This window comes from Kitasatospora sp. NPDC059408 (assembly GCF_042751525.1).
Classification (GTDB): domain Bacteria; phylum Actinomycetota; class Actinomycetes; order Streptomycetales; family Streptomycetaceae; genus Kitasatospora.
On the sequence record NZ_JBHYWI010000007.1, the window covers coordinates 52,620 to 69,582 of the forward strand.

General features: G+C 74.9%; 17 protein-coding genes. 7 read left to right on the plus strand and 10 right to left on the minus strand.

All coding sequences use genetic code 11. The features are described 5' to 3' along the window. Nucleotides 1-23: 23 nt before the first annotated feature. Nucleotides 24-782, minus strand: coding sequence for an AraC family transcriptional regulator (locus ACFXDE_RS07185; RefSeq protein ID WP_380491679.1), 759 nt, complete (start codon nt 780-782; stop codon nt 24-26). A gap of 54 nt (nt 783-836) precedes the next feature. Between ACFXDE_RS07185 and ACFXDE_RS07190 the strand changes: the two genes are divergently transcribed. After that, nucleotides 837-2,039, plus strand: coding sequence for an MFS transporter (locus ACFXDE_RS07190; RefSeq protein WP_380491681.1), 1,203 nt, complete (start codon nt 837-839; stop codon nt 2,037-2,039). Here the strand turns inward: ACFXDE_RS07190 and ACFXDE_RS07195 are convergent. Next, nucleotides 2,029-2,886, minus strand: a complete 858-nt coding sequence (locus ACFXDE_RS07195; protein ID WP_380491684.1) for a helix-turn-helix transcriptional regulator — start codon at nt 2,884-2,886, stop codon at nt 2,029-2,031. The genes ACFXDE_RS07190 and ACFXDE_RS07195 overlap by 11 nt on opposite strands. Nucleotides 2,887-3,004: 118 nt before the next feature. On the opposite strand from ACFXDE_RS07195, the gene ACFXDE_RS07200 reads away from it, so the two are divergent. After that, entirely contained in the window at nt 3,005-4,582 is a 1,578-nt protein-coding gene (locus tag ACFXDE_RS07200; protein WP_380491686.1) for an MFS transporter, read from the plus strand. A gap of 49 nt (nt 4,583-4,631) precedes the next feature. Here ACFXDE_RS07200 and ACFXDE_RS07205 read toward each other — a convergent pair whose 3' ends face one another. Further along, the gene (locus tag ACFXDE_RS07205) at nt 4,632-5,558 is read right to left on the minus strand and encodes a serine/threonine dehydratase (RefSeq protein ID WP_380491688.1); all 927 of its coding nucleotides are present in this window, start codon (nt 5,556-5,558) and stop codon (nt 4,632-4,634) included. Between the two features lie 264 nt (nt 5,559-5,822). On the opposite strand from ACFXDE_RS07205, the gene ACFXDE_RS07210 reads away from it, so the two are divergent. Beyond that, nucleotides 5,823-6,680 carry a DMT family transporter gene (locus ACFXDE_RS07210; protein WP_380491690.1) on the plus strand — a complete coding sequence of 286 codons (858 nt, stop codon included), beginning with the start codon at nt 5,823-5,825 and terminating at the stop codon, nt 6,678-6,680. 6 nt (nt 6,681-6,686) lie between these two features. Here ACFXDE_RS07210 and ACFXDE_RS07215 read toward each other — a convergent pair whose 3' ends face one another. The 4 genes from ACFXDE_RS07215 to ACFXDE_RS07230 form a co-directional block, all read right to left on the minus strand. Next, nucleotides 6,687-7,256, minus strand: a complete 570-nt coding sequence (locus tag ACFXDE_RS07215; RefSeq protein WP_380491692.1) for a hypothetical protein — start codon at nt 7,254-7,256, stop codon at nt 6,687-6,689. Nucleotides 7,257-7,273: 17 nt separating this feature from the next. Then, entirely contained in the window at nt 7,274-7,993 is a 720-nt protein-coding gene (locus tag ACFXDE_RS07220; protein WP_380491694.1) for a hypothetical protein, read from the minus strand. A 156-nt stretch (nt 7,994-8,149) separates the two neighbouring features. Beyond that, nucleotides 8,150-8,476 carry a hypothetical protein gene (locus tag ACFXDE_RS07225; RefSeq protein WP_380491696.1) on the minus strand — a complete coding sequence of 109 codons (327 nt, stop codon included), beginning with the start codon at nt 8,474-8,476 and terminating at the stop codon, nt 8,150-8,152. Beyond that, nucleotides 8,473-8,790, minus strand: a complete 318-nt coding sequence (locus tag ACFXDE_RS07230; protein WP_380443736.1) for an SAV_915 family protein — start codon at nt 8,788-8,790, stop codon at nt 8,473-8,475. The genes ACFXDE_RS07225 and ACFXDE_RS07230 overlap by 4 nt, the downstream gene beginning before the upstream one ends. A gap of 237 nt (nt 8,791-9,027) precedes the next feature. Here ACFXDE_RS07230 and ACFXDE_RS07235 point away from each other — a divergent pair, with 237 nt between their 5' ends. The 3 genes from ACFXDE_RS07235 (at nt 9,028) to ACFXDE_RS07245 (ending at nt 12,180) form a co-directional block, all read left to right on the plus strand. Continuing rightward, nucleotides 9,028-9,447, plus strand: coding sequence for a helix-turn-helix domain-containing protein (locus tag ACFXDE_RS07235; RefSeq protein WP_380491698.1), 420 nt, complete (start codon nt 9,028-9,030; stop codon nt 9,445-9,447). A 1-nt stretch (nt 9,448) separates the two neighbouring features. Beyond that, the gene (locus ACFXDE_RS07240) at nt 9,449-9,796 is read left to right on the plus strand and encodes a DUF4180 domain-containing protein (protein ID WP_380491700.1); all 348 of its coding nucleotides are present in this window, start codon (nt 9,449-9,451) and stop codon (nt 9,794-9,796) included. Between the two features lie 164 nt (nt 9,797-9,960). Then, on the plus strand, nt 9,961-12,180 hold the full coding sequence (locus ACFXDE_RS07245; protein WP_380491702.1) for an NADP-dependent isocitrate dehydrogenase: 2,220 nt from the start codon (nt 9,961-9,963) through the stop codon (nt 12,178-12,180). 66 nt (nt 12,181-12,246) lie between these two features. Here the strand turns inward: ACFXDE_RS07245 and ACFXDE_RS07250 are convergent, their stop codons facing one another. Together ACFXDE_RS07250 and ACFXDE_RS07255 are read right to left on the minus strand one after the other, a co-directional pair. Continuing rightward, nucleotides 12,247-12,879 (minus strand): YdcF family protein, encoded by a 633-nt coding sequence (locus ACFXDE_RS07250; protein ID WP_380491704.1) that lies wholly within the window; start codon nt 12,877-12,879, stop codon nt 12,247-12,249. 95 nt (nt 12,880-12,974) lie between these two features. Then, entirely contained in the window at nt 12,975-13,943 is a 969-nt protein-coding gene (locus tag ACFXDE_RS07255; protein ID WP_380491706.1) for a cytochrome c oxidase assembly protein, read from the minus strand. A gap of 184 nt (nt 13,944-14,127) precedes the next feature. On the opposite strand from ACFXDE_RS07255, the gene ACFXDE_RS07260 reads away from it, so the two are divergent. Then, nucleotides 14,128-15,066 (plus strand): NAD-dependent epimerase/dehydratase family protein, encoded by a 939-nt coding sequence (locus ACFXDE_RS07260; RefSeq protein WP_380491708.1) that lies wholly within the window; start codon nt 14,128-14,130, stop codon nt 15,064-15,066. A gap of 110 nt (nt 15,067-15,176) precedes the next feature. Here ACFXDE_RS07260 and ACFXDE_RS07265 read toward each other — a convergent pair whose 3' ends face one another. Continuing rightward, entirely contained in the window at nt 15,177-16,802 is a 1,626-nt protein-coding gene (locus tag ACFXDE_RS07265; RefSeq protein ID WP_380491710.1) for a protein kinase, read from the minus strand. Between the last annotated feature and the right edge of the window lie 161 nt (nt 16,803-16,963).

Genomic DNA, 16,963 nt, shown 5'->3' on the forward strand with positions numbered 1-16,963 from the left:
CGGGTTTCGGCCGCCGGCTCGGGTCAGAGCCGGCGGTGGGTGCCCGGGGTGTGGCCGAAGGTGTGGCGGAAGGCGTCGATGAAGGCGCTGGCGGAGGACCAGCCGCACAGGTGGGCCACGGTGGTCACGGGGGTGTCCTCGGCGAGGAGGGTGAGGGCGTGGTAGAGCCGTAGGTGGGTGCGCCAGCGGGGGAACGTCATGCCCAGGTCGGCGCGGAAGAGCCGGGACAGGGTGCGTTCGCTCGCGCCGACCTCGCGGCCGAGGGCGGCGAGGGTGCGGTCGTCGGCCGGGTCGGCGTGCAGGAGGTCGCACACGGCGGTCAGCGTCGGGTCGGTGGGGGCCGGCAGGTGGAGGGGCTCCTGGGTCGAGACGCTCAGCTGGTCGAGCAGGACGGCCCGCAGGCGGGCGCGCGGCGGGGTGTCGGGGGTGTCGCCGGTCTCGTCGGGGCGCCGCGTGTATTCCAGGATCAGCTCGCGGAGCAGGGGGCTGACGGTGAGCACCGTGGGCCTGTCCAGGGCCAGCGGGTTGCTGTCGGCGGGCAGGCCGACCAGGTGCAACTCCAGCTCGCCGTGGGCCTGGTGGGAGTGGACCGTGCCCGCGGGGACCCAGATCGCGCGGTCGGCCGGTGCCACCCAGGTGCCCGCGTGGGTGGTGATGGCCAGGGCGCCGCGGCCGGCGTAGGCGATCTGGTGGTCGTCGTGGCGGTGGGCGTCGATGGCCGCCCCGCGGGTGAGCCGGCGGGTGCTCGTGGGGGCCACGGGCGTGTGGCGGATTTCCGTCATTGGTTGGCAGATTATCGGAAGCCCGACAGCGGGGCGCGGCGTGAGCATGAGGGCGTGCCCACCAACGACAAGGCGCCCGAGCGCGCCATCCCCCTCCTCGCCGTCGGCCACGCCTGCGTCGACGTCTACCAGGGCGCCGTGACCGCGCTGGTCCCGTTCTTCGTCGCCGAGCGCGCCTACACGTACGCCGCCGCCTCCGGCATCGTGCTCGCGGCCTCTCTGCTCTCCTCCGTGGCGCAGCCCCTGTTCGGAGCGCTCACCGACCGCCGCCCGTTGCCCTGGCTGCTGCCCGTGGCCACCCTCCTCGGCGGGCTCGGGATCGCGCTGAGCGGCCTGGGTGACAGTTACGCGCTGACGCTCGCGTTCGTCGCGGTGTCCGGACTGGGCGTCGCCGCCTACCACCCGGAGTCGGCGCGGGTCGCCCGCAAGGCCGGGCGGGGCAGCCACACGGCGATGAGCTGGTTCTCCGTCGGCGGGAACGTCGGGTTCGCGCTGGCGCCCCTGCTGGTGTCCGCGGTGGTCGCCACCGGCGGCCTGCGGTGGACGCCGCTGCTCGTCGTGCCCGCCGTCGTGGGCGGTGCGCTGTGCCTGCCCGCGTTGCGTGCGGTGGGCGTGGCACGGCCGACGGCGGGTGCGGGTGCGGGTGCCGGGCCGGCGGGGGCCGACGACGTGCGCTCGTTCCTGCGGCTGTCGGTGGCGGTGGTCTGCCGGTCCGTGGTGTTCATCGGGCTGAGCACGTTCATCACGTTCTACGCCCGCGAGCGGACCGGCGGCGGCACGACGGCGGGCACCGCGGCGCTGTTCGTGCTGTACGCCGGCGGCGCGGTCGGCACGGTGCTGGGCGGCCGGCTGGCGGAGCGCCGGGACCGCGTCACCGTGGTGCGGCGCTCGTACCTGCTGAGCGCCCTCGCCGTCGCGGGGATCGTGTTCGTGCCGGGGCCGGCGTTCTTCCTGTTCGTGGCGCTGGCCTCGGCCGGGCTCTACGTGCCCTTCTCGCTCCACGTGACGCTCGGGCAGGACTACCTGCCGAGCCGCGTCGGCACGGCGAGCGGCGTGACGCTCGGCCTGGCGGTGAGCGTCGGCGGTGTCGTGAGCCCGGTCCTCGGCGCGGCTGCCGACGCGACCTCGCTCCGGACGGCGCTCGTACCGCTGATCGTGCTGCCCGTCGTCTCCTGGCTGGCGATCCGCACCCTGCCCGAACCGGCCGTGCCGCGGGCGGTCGCGGCGGAGCCGGAGGCGGTGCCGGTCAGGTCGTGAAGCTGTCGGCCGTGAAGCTGTCGAGGAAGCGCAGCGCCTCCTCGGCCGGGCTCCCGGGCGGCGCGGTGTAGACGACGAGCATGTGGTGCGCGGCGCCCGGGGCCTGGAAGGTCTCGTAGTCGAGCGTCACGTCGCCCACCAGGGGGTGCCGGAAGCGCTTGGGCCCGTGGCTCTTCTCGTGCACGTGGTGCCCGGCCCACAGGGTGCGGAACTCGGCACTGCCCAGCGAGAGTTGGCCGACCAGCCGGACGAGCCCGGGATCGTGCGGGCGGCGCCCCGCGGCCATGCGGAGGATGCCGACGGTCGTGCGCGCGGCCTCCTCCCAGTCGAGGTGGACCTCGCGGGCGTGCGGGTCGAGGAAGATCCGGCGGGCCATGTTCCGCTCGCCCGGCGGGAGTCGGGGGAAGTCGGCGATCAGGGCGGCGGCCGGCCGGTTCCAGGCGAGGACGTCGCTGCGGTCGTTCATGATGACGGCCGGCGTGGTCGGCATGGCCTCCACGACGCTCCGAAGTGCCGGGCGCAGCACGTCGGTTCGCTGGGATCCGGCGGCCGTCCGGCGGGGCGGTCGGGCCAGGTCGTACAGGTGGGCGCGCTCGGCGGGGCCGAGCCGGAGGGCGCGGCTCAGCGCGTCGAGCACCTCGTCGGACGGGCGGTCGGCGCGGCCCTGCTCCAGGCGCACGTAGTAGTCGGTGCTGAGGCCCACGAGTTCGGCGACCTCCTCGCGGCGCAGCCCCGGTACGCGGCGGCGGCCGGTGGGCGGCAGGCCCGCGTCGGCGGGGGACACCAGGGCGCGGCGGGCGCGGAGGTAGTCGCCGAGGCTGCCGGCGAGGGTGGTCGGGGCGGGCATGCGGTCCAGTATGGGCGCGGAGCGGCGGGCGTGCCTGGACCTGTCAGTCCCAGGGAACGCCGGCCCGGGGGTGTGGCAGTCCCTTCATCCACGGCCCGGCCTGGCGAACGATCGACGCATGACTACCCCCAACTCCCGGAGCCGGGACGGCTACTGGGCGACGGTCGGCGCGGTCGGCGGCGCGAGCGCGATGCTGCCGTTCTCGGTGACCGGCGCCGCCGTCGCGCTGCCGACCATGGCCGCGCACCTGGACGCCTCCGTCGGTGCCGCCCAGTGGATGCTCAACGCCTTCAACATCACCTTCGCCGCCCTGCCGCTCGCCGCGGGCGCCCTCGCCGACCGGCTCGGCCGGCGCCGCGTGCTGCTCACCGGCATCGCACTGGTCGGCGCGCTGTCGCTGCTGATCGCGCTCGCGCCGTCGATGGCGGTCGTCGACGCCGCGCGGGCGGTGCAGGGGTGCGGGGCCGCGGCCGTCCTGGCGTCGGGTGCGGCGGTGCTGGCCCACTCCACGGCCGGGCGGCGCCGGCAACTGGCGTTCGGGATCCTGGGCACGTCCTTCGGGACGGGCCTGGCCGTCGGGCCACTGGCGGCGGGCGCGCTGGTGGAGGCGGCCGGCTGGCGGGCGGTCTTCCTGCTCGTCGCGGCCGGGTCGGTTCCGGCCTGGCTGCTGGCGACCCGGGCGCCGGAGTCGCGCAACCCCGAGCGCCCGCGCTTCGACCTCGCCGGGCTGCTCTGCTTCACCGCCGGGCTCGCCGCCCTGTCCTACGCGCTCGTCCGGGCGGGGGCGGCCGGCTGGACGGCGCCGGGCACGCTGCTGCCGCTCGGCGGGGCCGTCCTGCTGATGGTGCTGTTCGGGGCGGTGGAACTCCGCCGGCCCGGCCGGGCGATGTTCGACGTCCGGCTGTTCCGGCGGCCCGAGTTCCTCGCCGTCGTGTGCCAGCCCTTCACCGTGACCCTCGGCTTCGTGGTGCTGCTGGTCCACCTCCCCGCCTACCTCCAGGGCGTGGGCGGCCGGAGCGTCCTGGCCAGCGGGCTCCTGCTGCTGCCGATGACGGCGCCGGTCCTGCTGCTGCCCCTCGTCGCGGGCCGGCTCGCGGCGGCGACCTCGGTACGGGCGGTGCTGACCGCCGCCTCCGTGCTGATCGCGGCGGGTGCGCTGCTGCTCGCCGTCGTGCCGTTCGAGGCGCTGTGGTCGGCGCTGTTGCCCTTCGGGGCGGGCGTCGGGCTGGCGTTCGGGGTGATGGACAACGCGGCCGTCGGCACCGTCCCGGTCGAGCACGCGGGCGCCGCCGCCGGGATCTTCAACACCATGCGGATCGCCGGCGAGTCCGTCGCCGTCTCCGGGGCGGCGGCGCTCCTGACCACGCTGACCGCCGCCCGCCTGCCGGGCCTCCCGCCCGGCGAGGCGGCGCACCTCGCGGGCCGGGCCGTCCAGGGACAGGTGGACGCGGCCCGGCGCGCCGCCCTGGCCGAGGGGTTCACCGGCGCGCTGCACACCCTCGGCCTGCTGCTCGCCGTCCTGTCCGCACTGGGCGCGGTGCTCACGTACGTCGCGCTGGACCCTCGGCGCAGGCCGCGGACCGGGGGTTGGGAGGCGGCGCCGTCCTCGGCGAGGCCGGTGGAGGGGTTCGGGACGGTGGAGGGGTTCGGGACGGTGGAGGGGCTCGGGCCGGTGAGGGAGAGGTCCGTCGGGTAGGCCGACTCCGTGTCGTGGACGGGCGGTCGCGTGGCCGGTGAGGGTCCCGCTACGCCCGCTCGACCAGGTCGGACGGGTCGGTGTTCGCCCCGCACAGCAGGACGGCGACGCGCTCGCCCGCCACCCCGTCGAGCGCCGCCAGGGCCGTGGAGGCCGCGAACTCGACGGCGATCCGGCGCTCGTCCCACAGCCGCCGCCGGGCCCGCACGATCGCCTCGTCGGGCACCAGCACCGACCGCACGCCCTCGTGCGCGGCCGCCGCGACGGCGAGGGCGGTCGCCCGGCGGGCGCCCAGCGCGTCCTGGGCCACCGACGCCACCGGGACGTCCACCGGGCGGCCCGCCTCCAGCGCCGCGTTGAGCGCCCGGCTGCCCTCCGGCTCCACCGCCACCACGCGGATCCCGTGCTCGCGCGCCGCCACGGCGACCCCGGCGAACAGCCCGCCGCCGCCCACCGACACCACCACCGTGTCCAGGCCCGGCACCTGGGCGCGGATCTCCTCCAGCACGGTCCCGGCGCCGGCGGCGATCAGCGGGTGGTCGTAGGCGTGCGAGGCCAGGGCCCCGCTGGTCGCCGCGAACTTCTCGCACGCGGCGAGCGCCTCCGCGTACTCCCGCCCGACCAGCCGCACCTCGGCGCCGTACGAGCGGAGCCGGCCCAGCTTCACCGGTGAGGCCGTCTCGGGCAGGAACACCGTGGCGCGGACGCCGAGTTCACGGGCGGCCCAGGCGCAGGCGAGGCCGGCGTTGCCGCCCGACGCGATGGTCACGCCGGCGTCGGGGAGGGTGCCGGCCTCGGCGTGGGCGAGGAGGAAGTTCTGCGCGCCGCGCGCCTTGAAGCTCCCGGTGTGCTGGAGGAACTCCAGCGCCAGCCACGTCCGTTCGCCCTCGTCCCCGCGCGCCACGACCACCGGCCGCACCCGCCCGGCGATCCGCTGCCCGGCCGCCTTCACCGCGTCGTACGTCAACTGCTCCATCGCGCCCGCTCCTTCGCTCCAGCCACCACGGTGACGACCGTACGTCGGAGCGGCGGCCGGAGGAAAGATCACGATCATCCGGACGCGGGGCGAGGCGTAGGCTTGGCTCCATGCGTCTCGTGATCCTCCCGCCGCCCGTCCGCTAGCGGGCGGCCCTCTCCACTGAATCACCGCCCGGCGGCCTTCTGCTCGCCGTCGGGGCGGTCGGTGCCGCCCGCGTCATCCGCGGAATCCCACCGGCACCTCATCGTGGAGAAACGACGCATGACCTCGCATGCCGCCGTGCCGTTCCGGCACGGACTGCTGTCCATCTCGGCCGCCGCCGTCGCCTGGGGCGTGGGCGGGGCCGTTGCAGCCCTGCTGCTGCGCACCAGCGGGCTGGGCCCGGTGGCCGTCTCGTTCTGGCGCTTCGCCGTCGCGGCGCTCTGCCTGGCGGTACTGCCACGCCGTGAACGCCGGAGGACACCCTGCCGGGCCGCCGTGCTGACCGGGATCGGGCTGGCGGTCAGCCAGTGCGCCTACTTCGGCTCGGTCCGCTTCGCGGGGCTCGGTCTCGCCACCCTGATCACCATCGGCGCCGGCCCGGTGCTGACGAGCCTCGGCGCGCACGTCCTGCTGGGCGAGCGCCTGACCCGGCGGGCCGCCGTCGCCGTCGTGTCGGCGCTCGGCGGGCTGGCCCTGCTGGTGGCCGCGCCGGCGGCGGGGCCGCGACCGGCGCTGGGTGTCGGCCTGGCGCTGCTGGCGGGCGCCGGGCAGAGCGGGCTCACGCTGTGGGCGCGCGGCGGCGGCTCGGCGCGGGCCGGCACCGGCGCGTTCACGACCGGGCTGCTCTGCCTGCTGCCGCTCGCCGCGGTCGAGGGCGTCCTGCCGACGGCGGGCCACCCGGCGCTGACCGGGGGAGCGCTGCTGTTCCTCGGGACGGTGCCCACGCTGTTCGCCTACCGCTGGTACTTCACCGGCCTGGCCGTCGTCCCGGGCACCACGGCCGCCGTGCTGGTGCTGCTCGAACCGGCGACCGCGGCGCTGATCGGCGTGGCCTTCCTCGGCGAGCCGCTCACCGCGGGCCTGCTGGCCGGCTCGGCCCTGCTCCTCGTCGCGATCGCGGCCCTCGCCCGGGAGTGACGTGGCCTACGAGGCCGCGACGGGGTACTCCCACTCCGTCGCGGCCGTTCCGTCGACGGTCAGCAGGTGTTCGGCGATCTCCAGGGCGACGGCCACCAGGGGGACGCCGGAGTCCAGGGGGATGCGGACCCGGTGGGCGGCGCCGAGGGCGGTCACCTCGACCACGGCGGTCGTCGCGCCGGTGAGGGACACGGCGTCCAGGCGGGGCACGAGGTCGGGGCGGCCGACGTCGGCGGGATAGCCGGTGAGGGTGAAGAGGAGGTCGCCGAGGTCGTCCAGGAGGTCGGCCCAGACCAGGAGCGGCGGCGCCGGGGCGGTGACCGGGAGCCGGGTGAGCGGGCCCGGGTCCGGCGCGGCCCAGCCGCCCTCGGGCGCGAGGGCGGCGTGGAGGTCGTCGCGCGTGGCGGTCACCGGCAGGTGGGCGGCCGGGTCCGGGCCCGTCGTCGTGATCGCGACGTCACCGCCGGCGGGGAAGGCGATCCGGGTCAGGCGGCGGGTGCCGTCGGTGTTGGTGCGCTGGAGCGCGGCGGCCTCGCGCAGGAAGCCGCCGCGTCGCAGTCGGGGGTGTCGCTCCATGCCGGTGGGAACGATCGTCAGGCGCCGTTGACGGCGTTCTTCACCCAGTCCGGGCAGCGGTCGGCGTAGCCGATGCAGTAGGCGGTGATGACGCCCTTGACGTTGCCGTAGTTCACCGTCACCTGCACGTGGGTGAAGTCGACGACCTTGCAGGTGCGCCACCAGGCCCAGCCGGAGCAGCGGACGTGGTTGACCAGGGTGAGGTAGTTCCACGTGGTCGCCGACTGCTGCTTCGGCCAGCCGGGCTCGGGGTAGCGGGTGGTCGCGCGGACCGCGCTGACGGTGAGGTTGTGCTTCTGCTGGATCTTGGTGTAGCCCCAGGTGGCGGTGCCCCGGCGGAGGTTGACCGTGCGGTGGTCCTTGGAGGTCCAGCTGGCCACCAGGTCGTAGGCCGGGTCGCCGGCGAGCCGCGGGGTGAGGGCGGCGGCGCCCGGGGCGTCGTCCGAGGCCGAGTCGTCGGAGGCGGAGTCGTCGGAGTCGTCCGGCGCGGTGCCCCGGGCGTACGCCTGGAGGAGGCCGGGGTCGACGCCGTGGTCGCGGGTCAGCTCGTCGACGGTCAGCTGCCGGCCCTCGGTCAGGGTGTCGTCGCCGAAGACCGCGACGGACACGCCGGCGTCGTCGGCGCGGTCCGGCGCCGGTGCGGACGGGGAGGCGGCGAGAGCGGAGGGAGTGGCCAGGAGCAGGGCGGCCAGGACGGCTGCCGTACCGAGGGCGGGGCGGAGCGCGGAGCGGGACAAGTCCTCACCAGCTTCCTTGGAAGAGGGGCCTTGGGAGACGGTCCTTGGCTGTGTCCATGGCGGACGGACGCACACTATGCGCGGTGGACGGCCGCCCGCTACTGGAATATCTCCCAACTTCCCTTCGGCTGAGTGGGATTGACGCCTCCGGTGATCTCAGGTCACCGACCGCAGGGTCGGCGGTCCCGGCGTGAGGGCGCGCAGGACCAGGTCGATGCGGACGCGCGCCGCGCCGGCCCGCTGGAGGGCGGCGGCGACGGCCCGCAGCTCCTCCGGTCCGGTGCAGGACAGGCGGAGTTCGAGGTCGGCGTCGCCGGCCAGGGCGAGGCCGCTCTGGACGGCCGGGTGTTCGGCCGCGAGGCGGTCGAAGTCGAGGGGGACGGGCCCGAAGCTGACCCGGGCGATCGCGTGCAGGGCCCGGGCCGGTTCGGGCCGTCGTGCGGCGGGCTCCTCGTCGCCCGGGACCAGTTGGAGGGCGGTCACCGGTGCTGGAGCTGTGCGGTCGGGGCCGGGGCGGGCTGTGCGGCGGGGGCGGCGACGGGCGGGGCCACCAGCCGCGGGTCGAGGACGAGGGCGTCGACGCCGAGCGGGGCGGTGAGCTCGCGCAGGGCGGCCTCGCCGAGCTCGGTGTGGGCCTGGTCCGGCCCGAGGAGGGCGGTGAGCGCCTCGGGGGTGGAGAAACCGACGGCGCAGCGGCGGCCGTCGCGCAGGCGGAAGAGGCGGAGGGCGTTCGTGCTTCCGGTGCCGTGACCGAGGTGGTTGACGGTGACCGGAACGTGCCAGACGACGCGGGCCATGCGGGTGCTCCCCAATGGAGTGGTGGTGCCTGCCGGAACTGCTCCCTTCGAAGCTAGGCCGGGATCGGCCGCGCGTCGCCGGTCCTGACGCAGCGTTGACCGAATGAGGTGGCGTGTTGACGCACTCCTGACGGCCGACTCACCCAACTGGACTACACCACTCCGTATCCTTCCTCAAACATCCGCATCGAATGATAGTTTGCGCGATGATAGGGAAGTCAGGAAGGATGGTTGCAGGTGGCGCAGTACTACTCGGTGGAACAGGTGGCCGAACTGCTGGGCCTCCACGTGCGCACGGTCCGCGGCTACATCCGTGACGGCCGCCTCGCGGCGACCAGGATCGGCAAGCAGTACCGGATCGCCCGCGCCGACCTGGAAGCCCTCACCGGCGCCCCGGTCGTCGCGGAGAGCGCCAGGGGGCGCGGCGCCGAGGTCTCGTCCGTCGTGCGGATCGAGGAGATCGACCGCGCGCGGGCGGACCGGCTGACCACCACCGTGCTCGCGGCCATCGCCGGCCCGCGCGAGGGCGGCCGGCCGCTGCACGTGGAGACCGTCCTCGACGAGGAGGCGCAGACCCTGCGGCTCGTCATCCTCGGTGATCCGGCCGACACCGCCGCGGTGCTCACCATCGTCCACACGCTGACCAGGGAGTTGTGACATGTCCGACCCGACGTTCCTCCGGCTGGCCGCCGACGGCGCCCCGCTCCGCAGCGAGCAGGACGCGATGGACGCGATCGCCGACGCCTGGGGCCGGGAGGCGACCTGGGTGATCGTGCCCGCAGCCCGGCTGCACCCGGACTTCTTCGCGCTGAGCACCCGCGTCGCCGGCGGCATCGTCCAGAAGTTCGTCAACTACCGGATGGGTCTCGTCGTCCTCGGCGACATCGCCCACCACGTGGCCGCGAGCAACGCCCTGCGCGACTTCGTCCGGGAGAGCAACCGCGGCACCCAGCTCTGGTTCCTGGCCGACGAGACCGAGCTGGCGGCCAGGTTCGCCGCGGGCTAGCCCCCTCCGGTTGCCGTGCGGGCGCCCCGGGACGACGGTGGAACCGACCGCCGGCGCGCCCCCGGGGCACCCGGCGCGCGCTCCGGGGCGGGGGGAGGTGGAGCGAGGGGGCCGGGACGAGATATCTTGACGTCAAGACGTTGGAGACGTGAAGCGGAGTTTCGATGACTGACTCGACCATCATCTATACGCACACCGACGAGGCTCCGGCCCTGGCGACCTACTCGTTCCTGCCGGTCGTCCAGGCCTACGCCTCGACGGCGGGCGTGCGCGTGGAGACCCGCGACATCTCCCTGGCCGGGCGGATCATCGCGAGCTTCCCGGAGCGTCTGGCCGAGGGCCAGCGGATCGGTGACGCCCTCGCCGAGCTGGGCGAGCTGGCCAAGACCCCGGACGCCAACATCATCAAGCTGCCGAACATCTCGGCCTCCGTGCCGCAGCTGAAGGCCGCCATCGCCGAGCTGCAGGCCCAGGGCTACGCCCTGCCGGACTACCCGGACGACCCGCGGACCGACGAGGACAAGGACGTCCGCGCCCGCTACGACAAGGTCAAGGGCAGCGCCGTCAACCCGGTCCTGCGCGAGGGCAACTCCGACCGCCGCGCCCCGCTGTCGGTCAAGAACTACGCCAAGACCCACCCGCACCGCATGGGCGCCTGGTCGGCCGACTCCAAGACCAACGTCGCCACCATGGGCGAGAACGACTTCCGTTCCACCGAGAAGTCGGCCGTGATCACCGCCGACGGCGCCCTGCGCATCGAGCTGGTCGGCCAGGACGGCACCACCACCGTCCTGCGCGAGAAGGTCCCGGTGCTGGCCGGCGAGGTCGTCGACGCCTCGGTCCTGCGCGCCGCCGCCCTGAACGAGTTCCTGGCCGCCCAGGTGGCCCGCGCCAAGGCCGAGGGCGTCCTGTTCTCGGTGCACCTCAAGGCCACCATGATGAAGGTCTCCGACCCGATCGTGTTCGGCCACGTCGTGCGCGCCTTCTTCCCGAAGACCTTCGCCCGCTACGGCGAGGCGCTGACCGCCGCCGGCCTGAACCCGAACAACGGCCTCGGCGGCATCCTGGCCGGCCTCGACGCGCTGGCGAACGGCGCCGAGATCAAGGCCTCGTTCGACGCCGAGCTGGCCGAGGGCCCGGCCCTGGCCATGGTCGACTCGGACAAGGGCATCACCAACCTGCACGTCCCGAGCGACGTCATCGTCGACGCCTCGATGCCGGCCATGATCCGCACCTCCGGCCACATGTGGGGCCCGGACGGCCAGGAGGCCGACACCCTGGCCGTGCTGCCGGACAGCAGCTACGCCGGCGTGTACCAGGCCGTCATCGACGACTGCCGCGCCCACGGCGCCCTGGACCCGGCCACCATCGGCTCGGTCCCGAACGTCGGCCTGATGGCCCAGAAGGCCGAGGAGTACGGCAGCCACGACAAGACCTTCGAGATCGCCGAGGCCGGCACCGTCCGCCTGGTCGACGCCGAGGGCGAGGTCGTGCTGGAGCAGGCCGTGCAGCCGGGCGACATCTTCCGCGCCTGCCAGACCAAGGACCTGCCGATCCAGGACTGGGTCAAGCTGGCCGTCACCCGCGCCCGCGCCACCGGCGACCCGGCCGTGTTCTGGCTGGACGCCGAGCGCGCCCACGACGCCGTGCTGATCGAGAAGGTCAACACGTACCTGCCGGAGCACGACACCACCGGCCTGCAGATCGAGATCATGTCCCCGGTCGAGGCCACCACGTTCTCGCTGGAGCGCATCCGCCGCGGCGAGAACACCATCTCGGTCACCGGCAACGTGCTGCGCGACTACCTGACCGACCTGTTCCCGATCCTGGAGCTGGGCACCAGCGCCAAGATGCTGTCGGTCGTCCCGCTGATGGCGGGCGGCGGCCTGTTCGAGACCGGCGCCGGCGGCTCCGCCCCGAAGCACGTCCAGCAGCTGGTCAAGGAGAACTACCTGCGCTGGGACAGCCTGGGCGAGTTCTTCGCGCTGGCCGCGAGCTTCGAGCACCTGGCCGCCAGCACCGGCAACGCCCGCGCCAAGGTCCTGGCCGACACCCTGGACCGCGCCACCGGCACCTTCCTCAACGAGGACAAGTCGCCGAGCCGCCGCCTCGGTGGCATCGACAACCGCGGCAGCCACTTCTACCTGGCCACGTACTGGGCCCAGGAGCTGGCCGGGCAGACCGAGGACGCCGAGCTGGCCCAGGCGTTCGAGGGCCTCGCCAAGGCGCTCACCGAGCAGGAGCAGACCATCGTCGAGGAGCTCGTCGCCGTGCAGGGCTCGGCCGTCGACCTCGGTGGCTACTACCAGCCCGACCCGGCCAAGGCCGCAGCCGTGATGCGCCCGTCGAAGACCTTCAACGACGCGCTGGCCAACCTCGGCTGACCGAGGCCGAGTTGAACCACCGGGCGGCCCCCGGGTCCCACGCGGACCCGGGGGTCGCCCGTCGTCTCACCACCAGCAGAGGGCGATCAGGACCAGGAGTGCGACGGCGGCGGTGTTGAGCCGCCGGTACGCCAGGGCCGTCGCGACGGCCTCCCGCAGCAGCAGGTACGGCCCGTGGGCGAGCAGCCCGTCCGCCGCCGCGACCCGGCCGGGCGCACCGGCCCGGCGGGCGGCGGTGGCCGAGCGCAGGACGTGGAAACCGCTGGTGACGACGGTGCACCGGTACCCGGGCCGCTCGGCGGCCATCAGGGCCGCGCTGAAGCGCAGGTTCTCGACGGTGTCGGTGGCCCGCTCCTCGCGGCGGATCCGCCCGGCCGGGACGCCCCGGGCGAGCAGGTAGCGGGCCATCGCGGCGGCCTCGGTGCACTCCTCGTGCGGCCCCTTGCCCCCGGTCACCAGCAGCAGGGGCGCATGCCCGGCGGCCTCCTCGGCGGCGAACCGTTCCACCGCGGCGTCCAGCCGGGCCGCGAGCAGCGGCGTGACGTCGCAGCCGTGCAGTCCGGCGCCGAGAACGACGACGTAGTCGGCGCCGTCCGGCACGGGCTGCCGGCGGTAGTGCAGCGCCCGGCCGAGGAAGCCGAGCAGCCACAGCAGGGCGTACCCGCCGAGTAGGACGGCGACGATCAGGAGGACGTGCATACCTCCTCGAACGCCTACGACGGAACCCCCGTTCCGGACGGTGGTCCGGGACGGGGGTTCCGTGATGTACGCAACGCGGCGGGCCTCGGCCGGCCTCAGCCCGCGTCGGCCGCCGGGCGCTTCCCGCGCTGATCGAGCGAGGCCAGGTACGCGTTGTACGCCTCCAGCTCGGCGTCGCCGCTGCGCTCCTCGGCGCGGTCGGCGCGGCGGGCCTTGCGCTGCTCGGAGCCCATCCACTGGTAGACCAGCGCGATCAGCACGATCGCCGTCGGGATCTCGCCGAACGCCCAGGTGATGCCGCCGGCGAGCTTCTGGTCCGCCAGCAGGTCGGTGCCGGGCGGGGCGCCCGCCGTGGTGAAGGTGCTGACCAGCTGGTGGTTGGCCATCATCACCGCGACGCCGAAGAAGGCGTGGAACGGCATGCCCATGAACAGCTCGATGATCCGCATCACGTGGCCGGGGCGGTTCGGGCCCGGGTCCACGCCCATGATCGGCCAGAAGAACACCAGCCCGGTGGCCAGGAAGTGCACCATCATGAAGATGTGCCCGGCGCGGTACTGCATCAGGAAGTCGAACAGCGGGGTGAAGTAGACCCCGTACAGGCTCGCGATGAACAGCGGGATGGTGAACGCCGGGTGCGAGATCACCTTGACGTAGCGGCTGTGCAGGAGCGCCACCAGCAGCTCGCGCGGCCCGCGCGGGCGCCCCTTGCCGGCCGGGCGCAGCGCGCGCAGCGCGAGCGTGATCGGGGCGCCGAGGAGCAGCAGGATGGGCGACAGCATGGACAGCACCATGTGCTGGATCATGTGCGCGCTGAACAGCGCCATCCCGTAGTCGTTGAGTCCGCTGCAGGTGACGAGGATCACCGAGCCGACGCCCAGGGCCCAGCCGACGGTGCGCCCGACCGGCCACTTGTCGCCGCGGCGGTACAGCCGGGCGACGCCGAGCGCGTACAGGCCGAGGGCGACCAGGCTGCCGGCCAGGAAGACCCAGTCGGGGGACCAGGTCCACACGTTGGAGAGGGTGAACGGTCCTAGCTGGGTCATCCCGCCGTGGTGGTGCATGCCTGACATTCCGTCGCCCATCGGCGGGTCCCGCTTTCCGTCCTGGTGGCCCCCGGTGGGGTCCGGTTCGCCCGTTTTGCTTGGCATACAGCCTAGGCGGGCCTTACCCCCGGCCGTGCCCCGCCCCCTCCGTGCGGGTGGGCGCGTCTCACTACAATGAGCGGCCTGACGGAGGGGGTGGGCGGTGACCTCGACCACGGGGCCCCGGATCGCGATGACGGGGGCGACGGGCTTCATCGGCTCGGCGGTGCTCCAGGCGTTGGGCGGTTTCGAGGTCCGCGCGCTGGCCCGGAAGGTCCCCGTCGTGAGCGGCCCGTCCTGGGTGGAGGGCGACCTCGCCGACGAGAAGGCCCTCGCCGAGCTGTGCGACGGCGCCGACGTCCTGCTCCACCTCGCGTCCCGGATCTCCGGCACCGCCGAGGAGTGCGAGGAGGTCAACGTCCGCGGCACCGGGGCCGTCATGGCCGCCGCCCGCCGGGCCGGGGTCTCCCGGGTCGTCTACCTGTCCACCGCGGCCGTGTACGGGCCGGGCCCGCACGCGGGTGTCGGCGTGGACGAGGTGCCCGCCGTGCCCGTCTCGGAGGCCAGCCGCACCCGGCTGCTCGGGGAGCGGGCCGCGCTGGCCGCCGGGGCCGTCGTGCTGCGGCCCGGCGTGGTGACCGGCCCGGGGGACCGCTGGGTGGTGCCCGCCGTGGCCGAGCTGGTCCGCCGGGTGCCGGTGCGCTGGGCGGGCGGCGGGGCCCGGCTCTCGCTCGTCGACCGCGCCGACCTGGCCCGCCTGGTCGTCGCCGTCGCGACCGCCGAGCCCGCTGTGCCGTCGGGCGTCCACCACGCGAGCCACCCGGAGCCCGTCCGCGCCGGGGAGCTCCTGGACGCGTTGGACGCCCTCGGGCTGGTCCCCGCGCCGGCCGGCCCGGCCGTCCCGTGGGAGGAGTGCCGCCGCCTGCTGGCCGCCGCGCCGGGCCGCGTCTCGGAGCGGCAGTTCGCGATGATCGCCCTCGACCACTGGTACCGCAGCGACGACATCTGGTCCCTGGCCGCCTGCCCGCCCGGCCCGGGGCCGCTCGCCCGGCTCGGCGCCGCCGCGGACTGGTACCGCGCGGTGCTCGCGGCGACGGGCTGAACCGCCCTGGCGGGAAGGTCAGTCGGCGCGGCGGTAGTGGTCGGCCGACACCTTGACCGGCCCGCCGCGCGGTGCTCGCGGCGACGGGCTGAACCGCCCTGGCGGGGAGGTCAGTCGGCCCGGCGGTAGTGGTCGACCGACACCTTGACCGGCCCGCCGCCCGGGGCGGCCGACAGCAGCCGGACGACGGCCAGGTCGCGGCCGTCGTCCTCGCGGACGCAGAAGGCCCGGCCGGTGAGGGTGGCGAAGTCGAGCCGGGAGGCGGGTTGGGAGCCGAGCCCCTTGAGGCAGTCGGCGGTGCCGAGACTGCTGTCCGTGCCGACGTAGGCGTCGCTGCCGTCGGCGAGGAGGAACTCGCTCGACGTCCGGGCGAGGTACCAGGACGCCGTTCCCTCCGGTGCGACCGTGCCCTTCCGGAGGTCGAACTCGTCGTTGCGGTCGGACGAGGTGAGCGCGGTGCCGGTGTACACGGCCGTGTAGACGGAGGCGGCGGCCGGCGGGGCCTCCGGGTCGGTCGCGCTCTCGACCGTGCGGTTGTCGGCGGCCGGGCGCCCGTCGTCCGTGCGGTGGACGAGGAGGAACGTGCCGGCCGACCCGAGGGCGAGGGCGGCCGCGGCGATCAGGGCCGTCCGGCGGTGGGAACGTCTGCGGATCGGCGCGGCCACGGGAGCGGCCACGGGGGCGGCTACGGAAGCGGCCTCGGGGGCGGCCACGCCGTGGTCCACTTCGGGTGCGACCGGTGCCAGCGCCGTCGCCCCGTCGTGCAGCGGTGGCGCGGGGACGAGGACGGTCTGCGCTTCGGAGGGGGCCCGGGGAAGGTCGCTGCGCCGGGCGATCTCGGCGTGCACCTGCGGGGGCAGCCAGCCGTCGGCGAAGCGCGGGTCCCCGACGACGGCGGGGTGGCCGTGGACGGCTTCGATCACCTGGGCCGTGGTCGGACGGTCCTCGGGCCGCTTCGCCAGGCACCAGCCGATGAGGCCGCGCAGGGAGGAGGGCACGAGGGCGAGGTCCGGCTCCTCGTGGATCACCCGGTAGAGGGCGCCGGCATCCGTACCGCCGCCGAAGGGGGGTGCGCCGCCGGCGATGTAGGCGGCCAGGGCGCCGAGGGCGAAGACGTCGGTGGCGGACGTGGCGCGCAGGCCCCGGGCCTGTTCCGGCGCCATGAAGCCGGCGGAGCCGATGCGCAGTCCGGTGCTGGTGAGGGCGGCGGCGTCGACGGCGCGGGCGATGCCGAAGTCGATCACGCGCGGGCCGTCGGCGGCGAGGAGGACGTTGCCCGGCTTGAGGTCGCGGTGGACGACGCCGGCCGCGTGGATCGCCTGGAGGGCTTCGGCGATGCCGGCGACGAGGAGCAGGACGGTCTGCTCGGCGAGCGGCCCGGCGCGCCGGACCACCTGGTGGAGCGAGGGGCCGGGGACGTAGGTGGTGGCGAGCCAGGGCACGGCGGCGTCCACCCCGGCGTCGACGACCTGGGCGGTGTAGAAGCCGTGGATCAGGCGCGCGCTGGCGACCTCCTGGGCGAAGCGCTCCCGGAACTCGGGGTCCTCCGCGAGCTCGGGCCGGACCACCTTGAGGGCCACCGGCCGGCCGCCGCGCGTGTACGAGAGGTACACCCGGCCCATCCCGCCGGACCCCAGCCGTGCGAACAGCCGGTAGCCGCCGACCGTGGCGGGGTCGTCGGCGGTCAGGGGCTGGAAGGCGGCGGTCGGGAGGGTGTCGGCCTGGTGCTCGGGCATCTGGGGCTCTCTCGGCGGGGCGCGGAGGACACGCGGGGTCGTAGGAATGGCGCGCGACCACCGGGGGAAGGGTCGCGCGCCACGCCCGGACAGTCTCCCGCCACGATGCTGAGGTTTTGATGAGGGCCGTGACGTCGGGGAGTGGCAACACAATCGCTCAG